The 24,456-nt window shown below is 41.9% G+C and carries 23 protein-coding genes; 2 read left to right on the top strand and 21 right to left on the bottom strand.

Annotated elements, in window-relative coordinates; all coding sequences use genetic code 11:
• Window positions 1-191 precede the first annotated feature (191 nt).
• The 15 genes from ACIQXN_RS08535 to ACIQXN_RS08465 form a co-directional block, all read right to left on the bottom strand.
• Window positions 192-491, bottom strand: a complete 300-nt coding sequence (locus ACIQXN_RS08535; RefSeq protein WP_402964636.1) for a YxcD family protein — start codon at window positions 489-491, stop codon at window positions 192-194.
• A complete protein-coding gene (locus ACIQXN_RS08530; protein WP_402964689.1) occupies window positions 479-934 on the bottom strand; it encodes a hypothetical protein in 456 nt (151 codons plus the stop codon). Before ACIQXN_RS08530 ends, ACIQXN_RS08535 begins: the two co-directional genes overlap by 13 nt.
• A gap of 190 nt (window positions 935-1,124) precedes the next feature.
• Window positions 1,125-2,453 carry a C40 family peptidase gene (locus tag ACIQXN_RS08525; protein ID WP_402964633.1) on the bottom strand — a complete coding sequence of 443 codons (1,329 nt, stop codon included), beginning with the start codon at window positions 2,451-2,453 and terminating at the stop codon, window positions 1,125-1,127.
• A gap of 498 nt (window positions 2,454-2,951) precedes the next feature.
• On the bottom strand, window positions 2,952-4,016 hold the full coding sequence (locus ACIQXN_RS08520; protein ID WP_402964630.1) for a sulfate/molybdate ABC transporter ATP-binding protein: 1,065 nt from the start codon (window positions 4,014-4,016) through the stop codon (window positions 2,952-2,954).
• A gap of 11 nt (window positions 4,017-4,027) precedes the next feature.
• Window positions 4,028-4,912: a sulfate ABC transporter permease subunit CysW gene (gene cysW, locus ACIQXN_RS08515; protein WP_402964627.1), complete on the bottom strand. Its 885-nt coding sequence runs from the start codon at window positions 4,910-4,912 to the stop codon at window positions 4,028-4,030.
• 8 nt (window positions 4,913-4,920) lie between these two features.
• Entirely contained in the window at window positions 4,921-5,760 is an 840-nt protein-coding gene (cysT, locus tag ACIQXN_RS08510; protein ID WP_402964624.1) for a sulfate ABC transporter permease subunit CysT, read from the bottom strand.
• A 75-nt stretch (window positions 5,761-5,835) separates the two neighbouring features.
• Window positions 5,836-6,870 carry a sulfate ABC transporter substrate-binding protein gene (locus ACIQXN_RS08505; RefSeq protein ID WP_402964621.1) on the bottom strand — a complete coding sequence of 345 codons (1,035 nt, stop codon included), beginning with the start codon at window positions 6,868-6,870 and terminating at the stop codon, window positions 5,836-5,838.
• A gap of 380 nt (window positions 6,871-7,250) precedes the next feature.
• A complete protein-coding gene (gene nadD, locus ACIQXN_RS08500) occupies window positions 7,251-7,904 on the bottom strand; it encodes a nicotinate (nicotinamide) nucleotide adenylyltransferase (protein ID WP_402964618.1) in 654 nt (217 codons plus the stop codon).
• Between the two features lie 15 nt (window positions 7,905-7,919).
• Window positions 7,920-8,546 (bottom strand): arylformamidase, encoded by a 627-nt coding sequence (kynB, locus tag ACIQXN_RS08495; protein WP_402964615.1) that lies wholly within the window; start codon window positions 8,544-8,546, stop codon window positions 7,920-7,922.
• A 24-nt stretch (window positions 8,547-8,570) separates the two neighbouring features.
• A complete protein-coding gene (kynA, locus tag ACIQXN_RS08490; protein ID WP_402964612.1) occupies window positions 8,571-9,416 on the bottom strand; it encodes a tryptophan 2,3-dioxygenase in 846 nt (281 codons plus the stop codon).
• Between the two features lie 15 nt (window positions 9,417-9,431).
• Window positions 9,432-10,781, bottom strand: a complete 1,350-nt coding sequence (locus ACIQXN_RS08485; protein ID WP_402964609.1) for an amino acid permease — start codon at window positions 10,779-10,781, stop codon at window positions 9,432-9,434.
• A 14-nt stretch (window positions 10,782-10,795) separates the two neighbouring features.
• Window positions 10,796-12,082, bottom strand: a complete 1,287-nt coding sequence (gene kynU / locus ACIQXN_RS08480; RefSeq protein ID WP_402964606.1) for a kynureninase — start codon at window positions 12,080-12,082, stop codon at window positions 10,796-10,798.
• Window positions 12,083-12,115: 33 nt separating this feature from the next.
• The gene (locus ACIQXN_RS08475) at window positions 12,116-13,630 is read right to left on the bottom strand and encodes a carboxylesterase/lipase family protein (RefSeq protein ID WP_402964603.1); all 1,515 of its coding nucleotides are present in this window, start codon (window positions 13,628-13,630) and stop codon (window positions 12,116-12,118) included.
• Window positions 13,631-13,781: 151 nt separating this feature from the next.
• Window positions 13,782-14,207 carry a MerR family transcriptional regulator gene (locus ACIQXN_RS08470; protein ID WP_402964600.1) on the bottom strand — a complete coding sequence of 142 codons (426 nt, stop codon included), beginning with the start codon at window positions 14,205-14,207 and terminating at the stop codon, window positions 13,782-13,784.
• A 77-nt stretch (window positions 14,208-14,284) separates the two neighbouring features.
• Complete coding sequence (locus ACIQXN_RS08465; protein ID WP_402964597.1) at window positions 14,285-15,922, bottom strand: SulP family inorganic anion transporter; 1,638 nt, start codon at window positions 15,920-15,922, stop codon at window positions 14,285-14,287.
• Between the two features lie 617 nt (window positions 15,923-16,539).
• Between ACIQXN_RS08465 and ACIQXN_RS08460 the strand changes: the two genes are divergently transcribed.
• Window positions 16,540-17,298 carry a CPBP family intramembrane glutamic endopeptidase gene (locus ACIQXN_RS08460; protein ID WP_402964594.1) on the top strand — a complete coding sequence of 253 codons (759 nt, stop codon included), beginning with the start codon at window positions 16,540-16,542 and terminating at the stop codon, window positions 17,296-17,298.
• Window positions 17,299-17,354: 56 nt separating this feature from the next.
• Here the strand turns inward: ACIQXN_RS08460 and ACIQXN_RS08455 are convergent, their stop codons facing one another.
• From ACIQXN_RS08455 to ACIQXN_RS08445, 3 genes are all read right to left on the bottom strand, one after another.
• Window positions 17,355-18,476 carry an NADH-dependent flavin oxidoreductase gene (locus ACIQXN_RS08455; RefSeq protein WP_402964591.1) on the bottom strand — a complete coding sequence of 374 codons (1,122 nt, stop codon included), beginning with the start codon at window positions 18,474-18,476 and terminating at the stop codon, window positions 17,355-17,357.
• 21 nt (window positions 18,477-18,497) lie between these two features.
• Window positions 18,498-18,806, bottom strand: a complete 309-nt coding sequence (locus ACIQXN_RS08450) for an iron-sulfur cluster assembly accessory protein (RefSeq protein ID WP_402964588.1) — start codon at window positions 18,804-18,806, stop codon at window positions 18,498-18,500.
• A 110-nt stretch (window positions 18,807-18,916) separates the two neighbouring features.
• On the bottom strand, window positions 18,917-19,903 hold the full coding sequence (locus ACIQXN_RS08445; RefSeq protein WP_402964585.1) for a Gfo/Idh/MocA family protein: 987 nt from the start codon (window positions 19,901-19,903) through the stop codon (window positions 18,917-18,919).
• A 205-nt stretch (window positions 19,904-20,108) separates the two neighbouring features.
• On the opposite strand from ACIQXN_RS08445, the gene ACIQXN_RS08440 reads away from it, so the two are divergent.
• Complete coding sequence (locus tag ACIQXN_RS08440; protein ID WP_402964582.1) at window positions 20,109-20,894, top strand: SDR family oxidoreductase; 786 nt, start codon at window positions 20,109-20,111, stop codon at window positions 20,892-20,894.
• 118 nt (window positions 20,895-21,012) lie between these two features.
• On the opposite strand, the gene ACIQXN_RS08435 is transcribed toward ACIQXN_RS08440, so the two are convergent.
• From ACIQXN_RS08435 to rbsK, 3 genes are all read right to left on the bottom strand, one after another.
• Complete coding sequence (locus ACIQXN_RS08435; protein WP_402964579.1) at window positions 21,013-22,248, bottom strand: multidrug effflux MFS transporter; 1,236 nt, start codon at window positions 22,246-22,248, stop codon at window positions 21,013-21,015.
• Window positions 22,249-22,253: 5 nt separating this feature from the next.
• Window positions 22,254-23,249: a 2-hydroxyacid dehydrogenase gene (locus tag ACIQXN_RS08430; protein WP_402964576.1), complete on the bottom strand. Its 996-nt coding sequence runs from the start codon at window positions 23,247-23,249 to the stop codon at window positions 22,254-22,256.
• A gap of 282 nt (window positions 23,250-23,531) precedes the next feature.
• Window positions 23,532-24,452, bottom strand: a complete 921-nt coding sequence (gene rbsK, locus ACIQXN_RS08425) for a ribokinase (RefSeq protein ID WP_402964573.1) — start codon at window positions 24,450-24,452, stop codon at window positions 23,532-23,534.
• Between the last annotated feature and the right edge of the window lie 4 nt (window positions 24,453-24,456).

Here is a 24,456-nt window from a genome sequence, read left to right as displayed (position 1 = left end):
CCTTATATGAAGTTCGTGTTCCTCAGACCGGAGGTTTGCCGCTTGCTTCCTTCAGATTCCACGTCACCGTGGACACCCTTGCATTAAGCTAACCACTACTACTGCCTTCATGGTTCGGGACTCACACCCTATAGATTGCACCCATGCCGGGCACACCAAAAAAGGATGCTCCATGGGAACATCCTTTTCGCTTACTTATTACTTTCACTTATTAAGGCAACAATGCCTTCTTCATCATCCAAGACAAGCTCGATTCCTGAATATGGGTCGATGTTTAAATACTCATCAAGCCATAAACGAAGTGCTTCAATCAAGTTGATTGTAATCAACACTTGCTTCCTGCCATCAACGAACGTTTCCGCCGAGAAGCCGTAATCATCATCATACATCAACTCTACTTCAACTTCATTCGGCTCTACCTGCTTTTTACGGGCAATGTATACACACACTGCATTGATGATGTCTTGTTCAGAAATTCTTAGCCTCTCCATGGGTTTGGATCCTCTTTTTTCTTTTTATCTTTGAAATAGACGAAAATTTTACGGATAATAGCAACGATTGCAACGATTGCTATTACGTTGACTAATAGCCCAAGAATTGAACCTAACGCACCCATATTGGCAAATAGGCTACCAAAAAGTAATCCTGCTAGTCCCCCAAGCATCAGTCCTTTCATTAGACCGCCCTTGGTAAACGAATTGCCTCTCTTTGTAGTAGTTTTCGCATTGTTTGTTGTATCGGATTTATTCTTTTGCTTGTTTTGGAAAATGGAATTGTTATTCGTATTGTTATTGGAGTTATTATTGTTAAAGCTTCTTTTTCCAGATTTATAACCTCTTGCATCAGCTGATTCCGAGTGGTCTTGGAATACATAGGAACCAACTGGCGAGAATGCTAATGTGATTGTAAGTAATGCAGCCATAATTTTTTTCATCATGTTTTTTTGCCTCCGTTTTTAGTAGTAGGGAATGTTGTTTCATTAAATGTCAGCAGGTATTCAAATTAAATCCACATCACCTATCCTTATTTCATCTTAATAGTATTTACGTTATTAATCAAAATAAGTTTCACTTTTTTCAAAAAAAATGAGCAGAGTGATGATCACCCTGCTCATTTTGACACTATTACTTCACTCGAACTACACGTCCATTGAATACGCCTGCCCAATAACCGCTGCTCATGTTAGCAACAGCAACACCTGTCGAACTTTGAGAGCCAATGAACTTGCCGCCTCCAACGTAAATACCAACGTGTCCATCAGTTTTATACGTATTGAAGAATACTAAATCTCCAGGTTGCATTTGGCTTTTCGAAACTTGTCTTCCTACACCTGTCAAAGCACCTGTGCTAGGTGGTAGATTCACACCTGCTTGCTTGTAAGCCCAAGCAACAAATGCTGAACAATCGAATCGGCCGTTCGCAATGTCGGAGGCTGTTCTACCGCCACCGAATACATACGTTGAATTACCGATGTATTTATAACCAGCTGTGATGGCAGAACCTACATTAGCACTGCTTGGAGCGACTGAGGCTTTACTGTCATCATTTGATTTTGTTGTAGGACTATTTTTAGATGAACCCGATGACGATGAAGTTTCACCTTTAGTCGAACTTGAAGAAGACTCTACGTTACTAGTAGAAGATTTCTGAGCTTCTTCCGCAGCACGATTCAGTTCTGCTTTTTCAGCAGCTTTGCGTTCTTCTTCTTTTTTAATGTTTTCACGAATCGTTGCTATTTTCGCTTCTAAATCCGCGTCTTCATTCTCTAAGTCCTTTTTAAGAGCTTCTGTTTCAAGCTGTTTCTTTTCAAGCTTTTCTTTCATTTTTACACTAGCTGCTTTTTGTTCCTTAATTTGCGCTTTCATGCCTTCTAGGTCCACTTGCATATCTTTAAGGCTCAGTAATTTCTTCTCTACAGATTCTTGTTTTTCTTCTAGCTCAGCTTTATCCGCTTCTTGCTGGGTAAGAATTTCCTGATCTGCTTCAACGATAGCTGCAACGGCGCCAACACGGTCTACAAGATCACGGAAACTAGTAGATCCTAGAACCACTTCAAGATAATTAACGTCTCCGCCGCTCTCTTGGAAAGAAAGCGCACGTTCTTTAAGGATCTCTTCGCGTTTAGCGATTCTTTCCTCTAAAACAGTAATTTCTTTCTTCAAAGCATCAATATCTTTTTCCGTTTCGGTCACTTCTTTTTTAGTTTTTTCTATTTTTATATCATTTTCTTTCATCGCTTTAACGATTTCATTAATTTGAGTATCCATTTTTGATTGCTCTTTCTGCAATTCCTGGATCACTTTTTCTGCATCTGAAATATCAGATTGAATCCCAGCACGTTCTGACTGAATATCCAAAACGGATTCAGCTTTAACCATTGGCGAGGCAAAAACGCTCCCTAAACCGAGCATTATAGTTGTATTTAATACGAGTAACTTTTTCTTCAAACTCATTTCCCCTACTTTCTTCCCTAGCAATTCTATTGACCCATTTCTTTTTATCTAAGAAAATAGCAATCAATTTTATTACAGGAATCTCTTCTCTATTTTTAAAAGCCATTATGTATATTTCTAAGATTGATGTAAGATTACATAAAATACAGATTTTTACTGAGCCACTTACCTAATACGTAGTATATCATCGGTTTTTGTCATTTACGTAATAGTAATATTACAATTACATTTCATTTTTAACATTAAACATTTATTTTCGACATTTCTCCGAGATATAACAACCATTTTTTGACAATGTACGTCTACTAATCGATAAATCTCAACAAGATAATCTATCCAATTGTTAGTAAGGAAGAACTACAACTTATGATAGTTACAGGTTTTACCCATGTAAGAAAAAGAACACCGATGGCAAAGGGAGATATTCAGCGTGTTAGAAGAGAAATAATGCATAAAAAAAACCGCACGGGCGGTTTTTTATTATGCATTATTTGAACTTTAAATTCCTGCCATATAGTCAACGAAGACTTTCAACTCTTTCGGACGAACAAAAACGATATCTCCCTTTTTCAAGGAAAGCTGATTGAATTGGTCTTTTGTAAGTTCGATTTCAAGCGGTTCATTAATGTCCTGACGAATCACCTCGATGCGGACAATTGGTCCGATTGCATGAATATGATCGATGACGGATTCAATCGAATCTACATCGGATGGTCCTTTCTCGATAATGAAATTATGCGACCTTACGTACCCTGTACTCTCCCCATCCTCGCTGTCGGGTACATGAATTTCCACATTGCCCGTTGCAAGCTTCCCTTGATGAACCTTGCCCTTGAATAGGTTGACGCTACCGAGAAAATCATAAACAAATGGGTTTTTTGGATGTTCGTATACTTCATCGGGCGTGCCAATCTGTTCGATTTTCCCTTCATTCATGATGACGACCCGATCCGCGACATCCATCGCCTCTTCCTGGTCATGCGTTACAAAGACACTCGTGACATTGAATTCATCATGAAGCTTTCTTAACCAACGCCTAAGTTCTTTACGGACTTTGGCATCCAGTGCCCCGAATGGTTCATCGAGTAAAAGTATATTCGGCTCTACGGCAAGGGCCCTGGCCAAAGCGACACGCTGCCGCTGGCCCCCTGACAATTGAGAAGGATAGCGATCTTTATATCCTTCCAATTTGACGAGTTGGAGCAACTCGGTAACTTTTTCTTCGATCGTTTTTTTGCTAGGCCTTATTTTCCTGGGCCGTACCTTTAATCCGTATGCTACATTGTCAAAAATGGTCATATTGCGGAAAAGGGCATAATGTTGGAAGACAAATCCTACATTCCTGTCCTTCACGTGCTTATTTGTATAATCCTCTTCATTAAATAATATATGTCCGTTTTCAGCCTGTTCAAGACCGGCTATGATGCGTAGCAAGGATGTTTTCCCTGAACCAGAGGGACCAAGCAATGCTACGAGCTCCCCTGATTTTATTTCCAGATTAATATCTTGTAGGGCTTGATACGCCCCGTAATATTTTGTTACGTTTTCGATGATGATGCTCATTATATATCCCCCTACTTGGCTTTTGCGGATTTAATGTCCGTTTTCCATTCTATTAGGCTCTTTAAAACCAATGTGATGATGGCAAAGATGGACATTAACGATGCCACGGCAAATGCCGCCGAGAATTGATATTCATTGTATAGGATCTCAATATGAAGGGGCATCGTGTTCGTCATGCCGCGTATATGGCCCGATACAACCGATACGGCCCCAAATTCCCCGATCGTCCTCGCATTACATAAAATGATTCCATATAACAATCCCCATTTAATATTAGGCAGCGTTACATACCAGAATGTCTTGAACCCACCAGCTCCAAGTGTTAGGGAAGCCTCTTCTTCGGAAGTTCCCTGGCTTTGCATGAGCGGAATCAATTCACGTGCAATGAATGGAAAGGTAATGAATAAGGAGGCAATGACAATCCCCGGAATGGAGAAAATCACTTTAATATCGTACGCCTGCAAAAATGGACCAAGCGCTCCATGCAGACCGAATAATAGGACAAAAATCAAACCGGCAATGACCGGTGAAACGGAAAAGGGAAGATCAATCAACGTTACTAAAAAGTTCTTCCCTTTAAAATCATATTTTGTGATCGTCCATGCCGCCACTACACCGAATATGGCATTCAGGGGTAATGTGATCAGGACGACGATTAACGTCAATTTAATGGCAGCAAACGAATCTGGATGGGCAATTGCTGCAAAATAGGCATCCGCACCCTTTTCGAAGGCTTTTACAAAGATTGCAATCAATGGAACGACTAAAAATAAAGTCAAAAATAGCAGGACAATGGAAATGAGTGTCCACTGGATATATTTTGGCTCCTTCGTCGCATTTCTTGTTAAAATGACTGGTTTATTTGTTGCAACCACAGGATTATGATTGGCCAACATGCTCCCTCCTATTTCGCTGAATATCTTCTACTGGTCCACCATTGCAAGATATTGATGGTGAGCAGAATCAAGAATGTGATAACAAGCATGACCGTCGCCACAGCGGTTGCCCCTTCGTAATCATACTGTTCGAGCTTAGTCATGATGATCAGAGGGGAAATCTCTGTCTTAAAAGGCATATTGCCGGCAATGAATACAACCGATCCATACTCCCCAAGTGCCCTCGCAAAGGATAGGGCAAAGCCAGTCAATATCGCGGGGACCAATTCAGGAAAAATAATTTTATAGAACGTCTGCATTCGATTTGCCCCTAGTGAAGCAGATGCTTCTTCCATCCCTTTTTCGATATTTTCCAGCACGGGTTGAACCATTCGTACAACGAAGGGAAGCCCGATAAAAATGAGGGCAATGATGATCCCGATAGGTGTAAAGGCAATCTTGAATCCAAAAAACTGTCCAATCCACCCGTTTGGTGAGTATAAAGCGGTCAACGTGATGCCCGCTACCGCAGTTGGAAGGGCAAAGGGCAAATCGACCAGACCATCGATGATTCGTTTACCTGGAAACTCATAACGTGTCAGGACCCAGGCAATCAATACGCCAAAAACTGCATTCACAAATGCTGCAGTTAGAGCCGTCAGAAAACTTAATCTATAGGAAGAAACAACCCTTGGTTCAGTGATGGTCTCCCAAAAATCCTTCAACCCCATTGAAAATGTATTCAAAAAAACCATGGATAGGGGAATCAACACGATAACGGATAAATACAGCAAAGTTAATCCCATCGTCACCCCAAAACCAGGTATCGTCCTTTTTTTCTTCCGCTTCACTTCAGTCGCTACATTCATGGTATCGCCCCAGCTCTTTCTGCTTAATTAGTGAAGGAGAAGAGGTGAAAAAAATCACTTCTTCTCCACTCACTCTTATTTTGGTTGATAGATTTCGTCAAATGTCCCACCATCATTGAAATGTGTTTCCTGGGCTTTACTCCAGCCGCCGAATTCCTCGTCAACCGTTACCATATCAATGTCGGCAAACTGTTCCGCGTGTTTCGCCAGAACCTTTTCATCCCTTGGACGATAGAAATTTTTAGCGGCTATTTCCTGTCCTTCATCCGTATATAAGTATTCTAAATAGGCTTCCGCTACTTCCTTCGTACCTTTTTTTTCAACCACTTTATCAACGACCGCAACTGGAGGTTCAGCTAAAACACTGATCGAAGGGTTCACGATCTCATACTTATCATCACCGAATTCATCCAGTGTTAAATACGCTTCATTTTCCCAAGCAATTAGCACGTCGCCGATTTCCCGTTCCACGAATGTAGTCGTCGCACCCCTTGCCCCGGAATCCAAAACTTCAACATTTTGATAAAGTTTTTTCATAAAATCCTTTACTTTGGCTTCATCCTTATTGAACTTCTTCTCAGCAAACGCCCAAGCCGCCAAGTAATTCCACCTAGCCCCGCCACTTGTCTTAGGGTTCGGAGTAATGACGGAAACATCCTTCTTGATTAGGTCATCCCAGTCTTTAATAGCTTTCGGGTTATCTTTTTTCACCAAGAACACGATTGTCGACGTATAGGGCGTCGAATTTTCCGGTAAGCGTTTTTGCCAATCTTTTGCTAATAGGTTACTAGCTTCGTGAATGGCATCGATGTCGTAAGCCAAGGCCAGAGTCACGACATCCGCTTCCAAACCATCGATGACCGCCCTTCCTTGTTTACCGGAACCGCCATGCGATTGTTGAATCGTAACATCCTGACCAGATTCTTCCTTCCAATGTTTCACAAATGATTCATTAAACTCTTGGTACAATTCACGCGTTGGGTCATAGGACACATTCAATAATTCAACTGATTTTGGCTTCCCATCATTTCCTTCGGTCTTTTCGGAGTTACAACCAGCTAGCACACCAAATGCTAAAACCAAACTTGAAAATGCCAAGATCTTCTTCATAAGTTTTCCCCCTGTTTTTCAACTTTCTTTAAACAAAATAGGCATACTATTTCCTCGATTAAAATCAGGAGATAGTATGCCTTCAGTTTTCTGATCAGCAAATATTCTTTTTTCCATTTTTATGTATCATTACCATAAAACAAAGTATCCCAAGTTGTCAACTGTGTTTTTCACCTTCCCTCTCCTCAAATGTGGAACATTCAATCGGTCAATTTCACTTTAAACCCTTTCCTACAGGCTTTTCGTCCTCCTCTTCACCTTTGAATTTCTCACTTATAAGTTCATAAAATATTCTGAACTTTTTTTGATATCAGGACATATTCTCCATAAAAAAAGAACCCTTATCACAAATGCGAGTAGGTCCTTCTATTGTATATACCTTAAACTTTTTGAGTTTTTTTGTATAACTCGTTTTCTATAATATACCGATAACAAAGATCCGGCAGTAGATACCTTGGCTCTCCACCCATCCCGAACTCGTCCCTTATATATGTTGAACTGATTTCCATCGAGAGACCTTTATCGATAAGGTGAAAAGTATTGCCATCATCATAGTTCCTCAGTAAAGGGCTCTTCGAGATGACTTTCAGCATATCTATTCCCTCTCGTGCCATGACAATGAATTTGTGATTCGCAATCAGTTTTTCTCTGAATTTCCAACGAAGATGCACCGGTAATTCCTGATTATCAATATCTTCAAGCAAGTCGGCACCCATAATGAAATAAACCTCATCCTTTGGATACTGCGCGTTAAAGTATTCCATCGTATACCATGTATACTGTTTGCTCGTTCCAGCTCGTTCGTTTATTTCATAATCGCTCACTTCAAACAGCGGATTATCTCTAATGGCCAAGCCTAGCATATTCCAGCGGTGTTCATTGCTTGTTTTCATCTGTTTATCAATCCGGTTATTGGCGCAAGGTAAAAAAATGACCTTATCCAGCTTGGCACGATGGGCAATTGTCGAAGCCGTCCATAAATGTACATTGGTGACAGGATCGAACGAAGATCCATAAATTCCAATCTTGCTCATTTAATCCCTCCTCTTTCAATCCTTCCTTTTCAGCACCGCTCTGACCGGACTGCCATCTCCTATTTCCAAAGCAAGCGGTAGTGCAACCAAATCATATAGGCCGGACTCTACACTTTCTAGAACTAAGCCTTCCAAAATGTGAATGCCAACGCTTCCTAAGGCATGATGGGCAGGTAATTCTTCACTGTCCAGATAATCGACAGAAGGAAGATCCAACCCTAGCAACTTCACCCCTTTGTCAGCAAGATAAGGTGCTAAATCCGGCTCGATTGCTGGAATCTCCTTTGGAAATTGGCTACGATCCTTCCATTTCCCTGTAGCAAGCAATAATCTTTCAATCCCATTCAAGTCAATGTTAACTAAAGCCTCCACTCCTATGCTTTTGTCGACATCGACTTGAACAACAAGTGCTGGCCCAATATATAATTCCAAATCGAGCTCAATGATTTTCTTGCCTTCATCGTCAAAATGAAAAGGTGCGTCAATATGTGTTCCTAAATGTGTACTCATCCTAATTTCCCCAACATTCACGGAGGAACCCTTGGTTATTTCGGCATTCAAATGGTAGGAATACGGCGTATCTCCTGGCCAATATGGCGTGCGTTCATTGAGTAACTGAGAAATGTCTTTCCATTTATTCATCCTTTATCTCTCCCATCATTTTACTTACAATTTTGTCCGAAGTGTCCAAAGTTCAGGGAAAAATGGCTGGTCCACCACTTTTTTTAAGTAATTGACACCAGTAGATCCCCCTGTTCCCATTCTTTGTCCAATAATCCGCTCTACCGTGCTCATATGATTAAAACGCCAAAACTGCTGCTGGCTGCCTATATCCACTAGTTTTTCAGCCAACTCATATAAATCCCAATATTGGTGCACATCTCGGTATACCGCCAACCAAGCTTCCTCGACACTTTCGTTTTCCCGGTAGGGCTCTGACCAATCTCTATTCAATATGGATTCATCAATGGAAAAACCCCTCGCCGCTAGAGCTCCAATTGCCGCGTCATAAATACTAGGCTTATTCAAGCTAGCCAACATTGATTCATAAAGGGCAGGCTGATGACGGAACACGGCCAAGATTCGCTTGTTTTTTTGTCCCATTGCACATTCAATCATTCGGTTTTGAAAGGATTGAAAACCCGATGAGTTTCCGAGTTTATCCCTGAATTCCATGTAGTCGGATGGCGTCAAGGTCGAGAGAACATTCCATGAATGGACAAGTTGCTGTTGAATTCGTGAAATCCGGGATAACATCTTAAATGAAGGCTCCAGCCTTCCTTCCGTGATGAGCCCTGTAGCCGCTGTCATTTCATGAAGAATCAATTTCATCCATAATTCACTGGTTTGGTGGATAACGATAAATAGCATTTCGTCATGATGTCCGGAAAGCAAGCGCTGGCTCGATAGTACTTGATCCAATTGCAGGTAGTCTCCATAGGACATCTCTTTTTCAAAATCCGTTACCATTCCTTCTTCCAAGCGATTTTCTTCCATTGATTCCTTATCCATACAAGTGCACTCCCTTTACGTTCTTTTTACCCTCATCATCAACATGTAAGTGACACAAAGAAAAATCAACCAAGGAATACCAAACTGCAGAACGATTTTAAATGATTCAGTGAACCAAGTTGTTACCGTTAAAGCGAGTAGTAAAACCGCTCCAAGTATTGTTAAATAAGGGTATCCATACATTTTCACAGGTAACTGACGACCCCCTGCCCTTTCCCAGTTCCTCCTGAAAAACAAATGAGAAATGAACACCATGAACCAAGTGAAAATGGCCCCGAACATCGAAATCCCCATCATGAAGGCATAAGACGTGTCGGGAAGGACGACTTTTATGCCGGCTGCCAGGAAAATGCCCAAAGTGGAGATGAGCAGAGCGCGCACCGGTACCCCTTTTCGGCTCACTTTCCTAAAGAATGCCGGTGCCTGTTTTTGTTCAGAAAGTGAAAAGACCATTCTTGTGGAAGCATATAACTGACTATTCATCGCCGATAATGCTGCCGTCAAAATGATAAAATTCATGATTCCCGAAGCTCCGGGAATATTTAATATTTCCATGACTTTCACGAACGGGCTTATATCCACCCCCGCTTCTTGCCACGGAACGATCATCAACATCAGGCCGATTGTCAGTACGTAAAAAGTGGCTAACCTGAAAACAGTTGCCTTTAAAGCCCGGGGCACAGCGACATCCGGATCTTTCGCTTCTCCTGCCGTTACTGCAATCATTTCAGTTCCTAAAAAGCTGAAGAGCGAGATGAATATCGCTACCCAGAGACCCCATAATCCGAATGGCATGAATCCATCGGCATTTACATAGTTCTCCACACCGATGCTGGACGCAGGTTCCGCACCAATCACCACGTATGCTCCAAGTAAGATGAAAATGACGATGCTACTAACTTTAATCATGGAAAATATATATTCAAAATTTCCAAAAGTATTTACACTGGTCGCATTTACATAGATGAGCAAGGCGGCAAAAAGAAAAATCCATACACTCCCTGGCACATCTGGGAACCAGTATTTCATATACACCGCGATGGCACTGACTTCGACTCCTATGGCAAGGACATTCGCTATCCAATATGAATACCGCACAAGAAAACCTGCGAGTGGACTGATGTACTTCTCGGCAATCGTGCCAAAAGATCCTGACGTTGGATAAGCCACCGTTATTTCGGCCAAGCAGCCCATCAGTAGCAAAACAATGAACGCACCGACAGCATAACTAATCAGTACGCTTGGGCCGGCTAATGATATGGCTAGGCCGCTTCCTAAAAACAATCCGGTCCCAATGGCACAACCCATTGCGATCATCGTGATTTGATTGGTTGATAACTCTCTTTTCAATTTATTATTTTCCATTTTTTCTTTCCAGACTAGGCGATGATTCCCCGTATATTTTCATAACTCTCGTATAACTTCCCTTGCATAATTTTTTTAAGCACCTGTACCGTTTCCCATACTTCTTGATAAGAGGTATAGAGGGCGACAGGGGCAAGCCGGATCATGTTCGGTTCACGGTAATCCGGGATGACACCCTCTTTCTTCAGCGCTTTACATATCCTTGCTGACTCTTGATGCTCGAGGATAATATGGCCACCCCTTCGCCGATCATCCCGAGGGCTGCCTAATGTAAATCCATATTCGGCCAGTTCGGAATCAATTAAGTCCATAAAATATTGCGTCAAAAGCAATGATTTCTTCCGAACCTGTTCGATACCCACTTCGGCAAACATTTCAAGCGAGCCGGCAAGCGGTGCCATGCTTAATATATGTGGCGTTCCAATCTGAAAAGCTCCTGCTGACTCTGCCTTGGAGAATGAGTGCAACATATCAAACTGCTTATCCTTTTTTGACCCGAACCAACCGGTCAACCCTGGACTCTTTTCAAAGTGCTTTCGATTCACATACAAACCGGCGACGCTCCCCGGACCACCATTCACATGCTTGTAATTACACCAAAATGCAAAGTCGACCTCCCACTCGTCAAATTGGTGCGGAACAGCACCAACCGAATGGCAGCCATCAAATCCAATGATGATTCCTCTAGCATGTGCTTCCTTTGCTAATCTTGCCATATCCAGAATCTGTCCGCTGCGATACAAAACTGTCGGCAACACGATTAAGGAAATTTCCTCAGACATTGCAGCAATGATGTCATCTTCCATAAGAAGTTTACCATCACGGCTCTTTACCTGCACTAAATGTGTTTCTGGATCAAGACCGTGCAGCAAGAGCTGGCTCTGAAGCGCATAAATATCACTTGGAAACGTCAGTTCATCAGCCAATATCTTGTTCCTTCCCTCCGTTGGTTCAAAAAAAGTTGCCGCAAGCTGATGAAGGTTACTCGTCGTCGAACCACTCAGAATCACTTCATCACTTGCTGCCCCTACCAAAGGAGCGCTTAGTTCACCCAATCTCTCAGAGAAATAAAACCAAGGTTCCTCGCCTTCCGTCCAACCCTCGATCCCATATCTCTTCCAGTCTTCCAATGATATCAGTAAACTTTTCTCCGCTCGCTTCGATAATAGCCCTAATGAATTTCCATCCATATAGATTTTCCCGGGATTCAAGTAAAATTCCTCCCGATAATTGGCTAAAGCATCACCTTGGTCCAATTCCTTGGCAAACTCTTTCGTTGGCTGAAAATGATATGTACCCATGTTTTCCCCCTTTTCTTCTATACTAGTTTTCTTTCATTTATATATCCCTACACCCTCCCAAGCCAAACGAATCATTCGATTGGGATCTTTCTCTATATAATCCCGCTTATCGAAGATCATCGTATAATGATTGGTTTCGTCATATTTGGGCCAGATTTCCCCTTCTGGTGGATTGGGGTTTCCATATTTCGCGAAATTAATCCAATGACCTTGAATTCTTTGGGACACTTTCAAAGCTGCATGCTTAGCACCGAAAGCAGTCATTCGTTTCCCTAATGCCGAATCAAATGTCTGGAAGGCGTATAAAATCTCCATTCCATGTGTCGCACCTAGTTTACTAGCTTTAAGCGTCAGAGTCTGGTAATCGAAACGATACATCCATGTTTTATCATGACGGCTGTATGCCTCTGCATACCAAACCGAAGGCATATGGAAAATGGCATCACGCCCCATGCCAAGCGTCGATTCTTTATTCGGAAAGGTTAGATATGCGCTGGTAATTCGCTCCTCAGCCTCAGGATCTGTATTCTCGAACATTTTATGGATCATTTCTTTGGTTGTAGGAATTAACGGGGGATCCATTTGATCAAATAAAGTCGCCTCATCCTTGTTAGTACCAATGAGAAGGGGGATACCTGTAGTTGCGCCCGACCGGATAATTTCCAATGGATAATCGGGTAGAAAATCACCATCAACTACCGGACCAAAGGATAGCGAGCCAGGGATATCTTGTGAGTTTTGCTGCAAAAGAGTATATGAAGCTGCAACAATATCATGGACAGGAAGTGTTTTTAGAATCTCGATTTCATTCTCTCCGATACCGAGGATATCAAGAAACTTTTTGCTGAATTGTCGTGCGAAGTCTTTTCCATAAACGGACGTTGGGGCAGAACTTTCCGCGATGGCCTGTTTGAAAAGCCCTCTAGCAGAAGGTACAGCGAGTAATGTCGTAACGGCATTCCCACCAGCTGATTCTCCGAATATCGTAACATTGCCCGGGTCTCCGCCAAACGCTGCAATATTCTCCTTTACCCACTTCAGCGCAGCCACTTGATCCCGTAAACCTAAGTTCGATTCAAATGCAGTTTCAGCTTCAGCCCACTCCGTAAAATCCAGATATCCTAATGCACCTAACCGATAATTGATGGTTACAACCACTACGTCTCCATTTCCGGCTAAAACATGACCGTTGTACATATCTATCGATCCTGCCCCGGTAATATATGCTCCACCTGGAATCCAAACCATCACCGGCCGCTTCTTGTCATCTGCTTTAGGTGACCAGATATTCAGGAATAAACAGTCCTCATCCATTTTTTCACTGCCTGTCATTCCCATCCTGACGGCACGTTCCATCGGTTGTGGTGGCACAGCACCGAAATCGATTGCATCCAAGACACCCTTCCATTCTCCCACCGGCTCCGGGGAGCGAAAACGCAATTCATTGACTGGAGCCTTTGCATACCTGACGCCTCTCCAAACACCTATACCATTTTCGACAGTTCCTTGAAGATGTCCTTTCGTCGTCGTTACAATTGAACCAATCATCCACCCACCCCTTCTAATCGTTATACTTATAGTTCTTCTTTTCCCATTCCCTTATCTCCTTCCATTTTGTCGAAAAAAAGATTTTAATTCATGCTACGGAAAAAACAAAAAAAGACCGAAATGGTCTTTTTTTGTACAAGGAATAGCTTGCTTATGTAAGTATGCTCATGATGCTTAACAAAGATCCTCCTCTAACAGAAAGCTGCCGAACAGCAAATTTCAACTGCTGTTCATCCAGCTGGCCCAAGAGTGGCTTCAATTCAAGAATATCGCGCTCCAACTCTTGTAGGTTTGATGAAATCTTTTCGATCTTTGCTAAAACCTCTCCCGAATCGGCCGATGTATCCGACCATATACGCAGCCGCTCATTGATTTCGGTCAATGGCATATTTTGCTCTTTATATCTTTCTATCATACTAAGTCGTTCGAGCGCATCCTCCGTATAATAGCGATATCTGGATCCGGTTTTTTCATAGTTAAGCATTCCCAATTTAGTATAATAGTCAATGGTTCTCCTTGAGACATTAGCGAGTTCAGCAAGCTGGCCAATCCGATATAACTTCACCCAGACAGTCACCTTCTTTTATAATCTCCTATTATGGTTACTATACCATAAAAATCCAAAAAGGTGACTTTAGGTTTAAATCTATGAGACTATATGATCTGATTTCCACCCACCTGTTGCTTGGCAAAATATAAGGCTTCTTCCTTCGATTTAAAGAAATGCTTTTTATCTATTTTATGATATAATCCAGTACTGATTAGCAATTCCTTAGGTTGTTGCTGAATCCCCGAAATGACTAGTTTTCCTTTGTATTTCCTGATGCGATCAACAATGGCTAAAAGTGCGGCCTCGGCTGACGTATCCATATAGGATACCCTTCGCATACTCAATACCAAGACGCTCGTCTTATTATCCAGGTTTTCCAAAATATTAGATTCCAGTACATCAATCGAACCAAAGAATAAAGGACCTTCCAAATTATAAACATCAATTCTTGAATTCTCATCCTCACTAGGAATAATCTCCGGATAAACCTCATGACTTCTTTCCCTGATTTTTAACGAGTGGCTCATCTTCATGATGAAGGTGACAAAGGCAATTACTAAGCCGATACCAACGCCCATGATCAGATCGGTTAAAACAGTGACAAGGAATGTCACCAATAATACAACCGAATCAGCCGATTTCGTCTTCAATACATGCGCAAATTCCTTCCGTTCGCTCATGTTCCAAGCAACAAACATCAGAATTGGCGCCATGCTGGCTAAAGGAATATGGGTGGCATAAGGAGATAGTACGAGCAGGACCATCAGTACGACAAGCCCATGAATAACCCCTGATAATGGCGAAACGGCTCCACTCTTGATATTCGTAGCCGTTCTGGCAATTGCACCTGTTGCCGGGATTCCGCCAAAGAATGGTGTAGCCATGTTTGCTATACCTTGACCGACTAATTCCTTATTGCTATCGTGTTTTGATCCACCCATGTTATCTGCCACGGTTGCAGATAACAGTGACTCAATTCCACCTAATAATGCTATGGTAACCGCCACCGGGAGAAGATTGATAATGATTTCCACCGAAACCTCTGGTACTTTAAATTCAGGAAAACCTCTTGGAATCGCTCCATATGTCGATCCAATCGTAGCCACTTTATTAGGGAAGAAATAGAAGGCGACAATTGTGGAAACAAGTAACCCTAGAAGCGGTCCCGGTACTTTTGGAAGTACTTTCGGTGTAAACAGGATTACGATAAAGCATATAAGGGCTACCCCTATGCTATAAACATTTATCGTTTCGGCTTTAACCACCAATTCCTTCATATTAGCTAAGAACGCTTCATGCTTTTCCACCTTCATTCCGAAGAAGTTAGCAATTTGCCCAGAAAAGATTATTATCGCAATTCCTGTAGTAAAACCGATGATAACAGGGCGGGGAATGAACTTCATCAAATTCCCTAACTTAAGCAGCCCCATCACTACTAGCATAATTCCGGCTAGGAATCCGGCAATGAGTAGACTCTCATATCCATATTGCATAACAATCCCAAATAACAATGGAACAAATGCTCCAGTTGGACCGCCGATTTGATATTTCGATCCGCCTAAAAGCGAAATCAGGATTCCTGCAATGATCGTTGTATATAACCCATATATAGGTTCCACTCCTGATGCAATGGAAAAAGCTAGCCCCAGTGGAATGGCAACCACTCCCACTAATAAGCCTGCCGTCAGATCCTTTTGAAAGCCTTTCATGTTATACCCTTGAAATCTATTATCCTTCATCATATAACCACACTCACATCCTCTATTTTTTTTGTCATACTATAATAAAAACGTTTATTGAGAAAATTTGTTTTTAACGTATTGGGAGGTAGCCGTTCAATCGCCTAGTATCTTAGAAAAAGAAAAAGTGTGAGGGGAGCCTTGAATATTTCCTGTTTACTGTAACCCTTTCGGGATTTGATAGAATGATAGAAGTAACTGTCATATGTAATCTCCTTTGTCGTGTTTTTGCATGGTTTTAGCCATGTTCCACACATTATATAGTAAAACGTAAAACTGTACATTACTTACAATGTAAACAATTGTTTACATTCCATTACGTTTTGGTTACAAAATAGGACCATATTTCTACACTAGTAAATTAGGTGCCGGACATCATAACCAGTTTTAGGAAGATTGAATGCTAGACCATGTACCTGAACGATTTTCCACTTAAAACCAGATGAAAATGAACGATTTTGCTTTTCTTCTAAATGTGAGCACCAGGAAGTATACGGAAACCAAAAATTCGAACAGGAATAGGATAACTTCCTATCCGCAACTTACATATCGATACAAGCAGGATTTTCCAAATGGACGACGAATAGTTAATACAAACCGTGGGAGATGATGACTTAAAAATGAAAAATGAAATGACATACAAACGACCTTATTTAATTCTTATCGGACTTGAAATCCTCACTTTACTTTTTGTATCAATAGGTGCTGCCATCTCCGAAATAACAAACATGAGCAACCCTATCGCACCTTTTATGGGCTTTATTCCGCTAGCGCTCCTCTTGATTTTATACCTCACCATAAAAAAGCAATGGCGAACTTTTTATTTTCATTCACTCCGAGATTTAACCATCCAGGAATGGGTTTTATATGCACCATTACTTTTCTTCTTGATACTTCTTGTCATCTTCAACAATGGAATAGCCGTTCCATCCTCTTCCTATTTGCTCTTCCTAAGCATGGGCATTATCATGAATGCCTTCGTCGAGGAAACAGTATATCGTGGCTTGATGCTTAAGATTCTTCAACCAAAAGGAGAGATAAAGGCTATCATCATTTCCAGTTTCTTCTTCGGGATCGGACACTTTGCCCAAGCACTTCAAAATCCTTCCTTTTCAATTTTTATACAAGTGTTCTATGCGTTACTGGTAGGTCTCGTTCTAGCCTTATTGGTCATTCAAACACAATCGATCATCATTCCGATAATTTTTCACTTTCTTCATAACTTTTTGCAATATACCGGACAGAACGTAACGGACGTAGCCACCATACGAATGACCGATTTGATTTTAATAGCCTTACTCATTATGTATACAATCGGTTTGCTTATATTCAGGAAAAAGAATATAGGCTCGAATTCGACCGTTACACTCGATAGATAAGTCTTACCAAAAAAACCCGTCCAAAAAATATGGACGGGTTAAACTATTATTCATACTCAGTCTACGACTGGAAGCCAGCCTTTTACATTTATCAGTTTCTCCCAAAGTGGATCAGGAATGACTAGTTCTTCTTGATCCTTTTTCGAAAGGGTCGTACGTATTTCCTTTTCTTTACCAGACATAATTTTCTCGATCCAGTAAGGTTCCATAAGCAGTTCCCTGCCCAGTGCAATGAACGGTACCCCTGTTTCCATGGCTTCTGCCACTTCTTCCGGTGTATGAAGGGCACCTACTCCGACCACTGGAATCCGATTGCCTACTTTTTCATATATTTTAACGATTCTTGATTCTGTTCTATCACTCTCACGGAATGAGCCATTCCAGAAATGGCCTACAGATACATGGATATAGTCCAGGTTTTGATTTGCAAGTCGATCGACGAATTGAAGCGTGTCATCCAAAGTGATGCCGGGCTCGCTGCCCTCTTCTGGAGAAATGCGATAGCCGATAACAAACGGATTTTTCGCATGTTCTGCCACTGTTTTTTCTACTTCATTAACGATGGAAAGCGGGAAAATCATTCGTTTTCCAAGTGTTCCTCCCCAATTGTCTGTGCGACGGTTGGAATGAGGTGAGAAAAATTGCTGTAATAAATACGTATTGGCACCGTGTATTTCGACACCGTCAAATCCGGCTTCGATGGCTCTTCTTGTTGCTTCACCGAATGCTTTAATCACTTCATGAATTTCTGCTTCCGTCATTTCACGAGGTACAGGGGCACCTTCGCTCGAAGCAACGCTACTTGCAGAAACGGGTTGATTATCCGGCAGTAACTCAGGAGGACTTTGTCGACCACCATGATAGATTTGCAAAATGGCTTTGGCCCCTTTGCCTTGAATGGTTTCTGCCACTTTTCTGAGAGAAGGTATGTATGCATCGTCGTCAGCACTGAATTGCCCCGGGAATCCTTTCCCACCGGCTAAAACATAGGCACATGCCGTAATGACCGTTCCGACGCCTGCTGAACGTTCTCCATAATAAGCCAATTCCTCTTCCGTAACATACCCTTGGTCATCTGATGAATAATGAGTCATCGGTGCCAACATGATCCGATTTTTCACTTCAACACCAGAAGAAAATTTATATGGTTGAAACATTTTTTCATATAATTCTGTCATGCTTAATTCCCCCCTAGTCTTTTAATGATGTTGATGGCCGTGAGGCTCTTTCAACGGGTTGGTAATTTCGAACCCTTCCTCCGGCACGTAGAAGTACTTAATCCAAACCCCATCTAGGAATTCTTCGCGTGAATCCAACAATATATCGATATCCTTATCCGTTTTGACAATTTCATCATGCTCTGTCGGAACATCAAGCTTCATTTCATAGTGCGCATGATCGCCATGCATATGCGAGATATAGACCCGGATCATTTTTCCTTCCGCTTCTTCGCTACTCAACATCTTTTTTAAAACCTTTGCTGCATTTCGATTAATCTTGCATTGCATATTAATTCCTCCACCAACTGAAATTTCTATGTTCTAAAACCCTACCCATAATTAGGTATTCTGTAACATCCATTTATACGCTTTTTCTTTAATCATGTCTAATATAATGCTTAATTTCGATCAGCCGGAAAAACAATGCCTATCTGTTTTCTGGCTTCATCCATGATTTCCATCGTTAATAAAGAATTCGCAAAGGTATTCGTGTTCGATTCTGTTTTTCCTTGCTGAATCAATTCTACAAATTCCTTCGCCTCATAATACATCGGGGGCATGTCCTGTTTAACCGAAAGGCTTTCCTCTGTGCCATCACGATACGTGATATCCACTTCTTCGGGACTGGATATCTTGTCGATGAGTATGGTGCCTAATTCTCCCTGTATTTCTGAAGGTTGATTGGACTCTGTGATCTTGGAATATCTCACTGTGGCTTCCATCTCATCGTAGGAAAGCAAAATGGTACCTTGGCCGTCCACACCTGATTCTAATAATGTACCAGAGGCCTGGATTTTATTTGGTCTACCGAATAGAACAACAAGCGGATAAATGGCGTATATACCCAAATCCATCAGGGAACCGCTTGAAAATTCCGGATTGAACGCATTCAGTACCGTTCCCTCTTTATAAGCGTCGTAACGGGAAGAATATTGACAATAGCCTCCTTGGTAACGACGGACTTTACCGATTTTACCGATGTTTTCCTCAAGGTTTTTGAAACTCGGCATCAGTGTTGATTTCATCGCTTCCATAAGGAGCACTTCATGTTGTTGTGCTGCCTGTATCATTTCCTTCACTTCTGCCACATTAGAAGCTAATGGCTTTTCACATAAAACATGTTTTTTATTCTGTAACAATAATACTGCTTGTTTGCTATGGTGAGAATTGGGACTGGCAATATAGACCGCATCAATTTCAGGACTGCTCGCCATTTGCTCCAAGTCTGTAAATGTATATTGGACCCCATACTTTTCCGCAAATTCCTTAGCCTTTTCTTCTGTACGTGAATAGACGGCAACCAATGAAAAATCTTCAACATGCCTTGCTGCATTCAAAAAACGCTCTGTAATCCAGTTGGTACCGATAATCCCAAACCGTATCATTGTTGAATCCCCCTTTTTAAAAAAACTGACTTTGTCCTCAATATAACGATACTTCAATGAAAAATAAAGAGAAATGCTATATATTATGGGTTTTAATTGGATTTTTCAGTCTATTTTCCTTTATACTCTTTCTATAACTACTGCCTTGATGTTTCTACATACTACCTTATGGGAAAATAAACTAAAAAAGGAGCGTGTGAAATCAATGACAGATTTGATGAAAAATAAAGTAGCAATCATTACAGGTGGCGGATCGGGAATTGGCCGAGGTGCAGCCATAAAGCTTGCAGAAAATGGTGCAAATATTGTGTTTTTTGACCGTACAGTTGAAAATGCCCAAAAGGTCAAGGAAGAAGTGGAAAACCTCGGAAGAGAAGCATTAATCGTCAAAACGGACGTCTCTCAACCCGAACAGGTCGAAAAGGCTTACCAGGCTGCCTTCGAACATTTTGGGAAAATCGATTTCGTTTTTGCCAATGCTGGCATTAACGGGGTGATTGCCCCCATTGAAGATATCAAGCCTGAAGATTGGGACCAAACACTTGGCATCAACCTGAAAGGCACCTTCCTTACCATTAAGTACGCCATTCCCTATATGAAGGAAACCGGTGGCAGCATCACCATCAATAGCTCCATTAATGGGAACCGCTTCTTCAAGAACTTTGGCTTCTCTGCATACAGTTCATCCAAAGCAGGGCAGGTCGCTTTTGGCAAGATGGCCGCACTCGAATTGGCCAAATATAAAATTCGCGTCAACATCATCTGCCCAGGCTCCATTGATACGAATATCCACGACAATACTTATCCCGAAGATGAAAACTTGGAAAAAATTAAAATCCCTATTGAATATCCTGAAGGTTCTCAGCCACTCGCAAACAAAGCCGGTACAGTCGAACAAGCAGGTGACCTTGTCTTGTTCCTTGCGTCGGACATGTCTTCCCACGTTACAGGGACCGAAGTGTATATTGACGGGGCAGAATCGCTATTATAAAAAATGAATAAATAGAGAGGCAGATACGTTGATCTTGTCAACGTGCCTGCCTCTTCATTTTTGTTTGATTATAGGATATAGGCTGGCGAAACAGCCCAGCTGTTCCTGTATGAATTAGTCATTCAACCGCTTTCCCAAGCCTCCCTCTTGCAATAAATAGATAAGAGGACATCGCGATAACATGACAACTTACCATCACAATCGCCATCGGCAGAGGTGAATCATCTCCGCCAATCCCGACTAAAGGAGCCATGAGCGAACCTAATACAAATGGTAAAAGGCCTATTAAAGCAGAGGCACTTCCAGCTGTTTTTTTCTGATCCTGCATCGCTAATGCAAAACTGGTTGTTCCCACGATCCCAACGCTAGAAACAGATAGAAATAAAGCTATTAAAATTCCTGCAATACCCACCCCTAAAATGATAGAGATGAGTAGAAAGATACCTCCAAATAATGCAAGACATAACCCTATCTGAAGGAGTCTTTCTTCTTTTATCTTCCCAGCCAGCCTACCAGTCACCTGGGAAGCAATGATGATTCCCATCCCATTCATCGCAAAGATCATGCTGAATGTTTGCGGGGAGATATCATAGATATTTTGGAGTACAAAAGGGGAGCCTGAGATATACGCAAACATAGCTGCCGTAACGAATCCTTGAGAAAAGGCATACCCCATAAACACACGGTTTTTCAATAAATCCCCGAAAGTTCTTATTGTATTGGATACACCTCCAACACTCCGCAGTTCTTTCGGGAGCGTTTCCTGAATCCCCCAAAAAGCTGCAGCAACCATAAGAACACTTAACGCACAAATGACGACGAAAACTCCCCGCCACGATGTGAACTGTAGCAGCTGCCCACCGAAAACTGGTGCCAAAATCGGTGCTGCCCCATTAACTAGCATTAACATCGAAAAGAACTTGGTTAAATCCGTACCGGAAAAAAGATCACGGACAATGGCCCGGGAAATGACAATTCCTCCTGCGCCAGCAGTCCCCTGGATAAACCGTAATAACAAAAGCATTTCAATAGAAGGAGCAAAGGCGCAAAGCAGTGAAGATACGCTATAAACCGACAAGGAAATAATTAACGGTATTCGCCTCCCCTTCGCATCACTAAGGGGACCAAGATATACTTGACCTAATGCCAAGCCTAATAAACAAGCAGTCAAACTGAGCTGAGCCAAGGACGTAGTGCTTTTGAGATCATTTGCAAGAGTTGGCAGACCGGGCAAATACATATCAAGTGATAATGGGCCAATTGCTGCAAAGGAACCGAGCATGAGTGCCAACCATAACTTTTTAGTTGTCTTCATCTTGTTATTATTTGCGTAAATTGCATCTCGCAATTCCATTATGATTACCCTTTCTCTTTCAACATGCTAGTTATTTCTGAATTCACTAGATTATCAGGAATGGCACCCGCTAAGCCGGCCATCAAATTTTCCGCAGCAAGACCTGCCATTTTCAACCTCGTTGCAATGCTTGCACTCCCGATATGAGGTAGTGTCACCACATTGGGCAGGGCTAAAAGAGGATGATTTAACGGGACCGGTTCTTTCTCGAACACATCCAACCCGGCAGCCCAAATCTCACGGTTTACTAAAGCCTGATACAGGGCTTGTTCATCCACGATGTCACCCCTTGCCGTATTAATGAGTATGGACGTTTCTTTCATTAAAGCTAATTGCTCTGCACCAATCATATAGCTAGTTTGGGAGGTAAGTGGCACCATGACACAAACAAAATCCGAAACCTTAAGCAGTTCTTCGAGTGAAACGAATTCGATTCCTAACTCTTTTTCCTCTTCATACTTACGACTTCGATTATAGTAAACAAGATTCATATCAAATCCTTTAGCCCTTTTTGCCAATGCTTTTCCAATCCTACCTAATCCGATGATTCCTAACGTTGCCCCATGTACATCCTGTCCAGTTAACTGCATGGGGGACCATGATTTCCATTGACCGTTTTTTAGATAATCTGTTGCCTCTATAAGCCTTCTAGCCGTTGCAAGCAGCAAGGCAAAAGTCAAGTCTGCTGTCGTTTCCGTCAGCACCCCCGGCGTATTCGTGACCATGATTCCTTTATCTGTGGCACTTTGTAAATCAATATTGTTATAGCCCACCGCCATATTCGCAATGATTTTCAGTTTGGTCGCCTTCTCTATCAAGGATTCATCGATTTGTTCCGTCAACATACAAAAGAGACCGTCAACCTCTACTATTTCTTTTTCCAGTACCTCTCTTGGGACCGGAATCGCTTCATCCTCCCACATCGTTACATCGAAATTCTGTCTTAGGCCATTCACGATTTGTTCTGGCAACTTTCTCGTTATATACACTTTTTGCTTCATAAATAGCCCTCCTACTTACAGGTTAATAGTTATGTACTTTTCACTTCCATATCTACAGTTTCGATACCAAAAGCCATTATCCTTCTATGATTAATCATTCCGTTACATAGACTCAATGACCAGGATACCAATTCCTTTCATTTAATAGACAAGGCAATTCAAAGTCTCTTTATCTGAAACGCTCTGTTTCCTGGGATTTATTTTGACCACAAACGTAAAAAGGGCTGCTCCGACAAAAGCGGATGCAGCCCTTTCTTTATTTTACTTTCTACTCGAGTACGTTCAAACTTGCAACGCTAAAAATTCTTCTAGCTGGTCTTTATCAGGATAAGAGGTTTGGGTACCGCGTTTTGTCACGCTCAACGCAGAAAAACCAGTAGCCATCTTAATGGCATGAAGCACGTCTCCATTTTTAACATAGAAGTGGGCGAAGCAGCCAATGAACGAATCTCCCGCTCCTGTAGTATCAACGGCATCTACTTTGTACGCATCGATTCGTTCCACATGTTCTTCAGTCACCCACATTACCCCACGGCTTCCCATTGTCACGATAACGTTTTTCACACCTTGTTCGATAAGGGATAAGGCCGCCTCTTGCACTTGTTGATCTGTTTCTACTGGCATCTGAGTTAGGATTTCCAATTCGGTTTCATTAGGTATGAAGAAATCACACTTGCAAACATATTCAAAGTCTAACTCTTTTGAAGCAGGAGCTGGATTCAATACAACAGGGATTTGGTTCTCTTTACCAAAGTCAATGGCCCTGTATATTGTCGGTAACGGAATCTCCAATTGAAGAATGATTAAAGAACACTTCTTAAGCTTATCAGCCGCTTTATCAATATCCTCTGGTAGAAGATTTTCATTTGCCCCTTTGATGATCAATATCCGGTTCCTCGATTGAGGATCGACAAAAATGGGTGCGACACCGCTTGATGTTCCCGGAACCTTACTTGTAAATTCTGTATCGATCCCATAACGTTCCAGGTTACTGATCGTATTATCCGCAAAAAGATCGTCTCCGACCTTAGTTAGCATCATGACCTTAGAACCCATTTTTGCTGCGGCCACCGCCTGGTTGGCGCCTTTTCCTCCACAACCAATTTCAAAACTTGGTGCCTCGAGGGTTTCCCCTTCCTTTGGCATTTGATCAATGTATGTAATTAAATCCACCATATTGGATCCGATAACCGCTATATCCATTTCT

Source organism: Peribacillus sp. NPDC097295, assembly GCF_044761665.1.
In the GTDB taxonomy this organism is placed as follows: Bacteria; Bacillota; Bacilli; order Bacillales; family DSM-1321; genus Peribacillus.
Note: the sequence above shows the minus strand (reverse complement) of the source record. Positions and strands in the feature narration are given on the sequence as shown.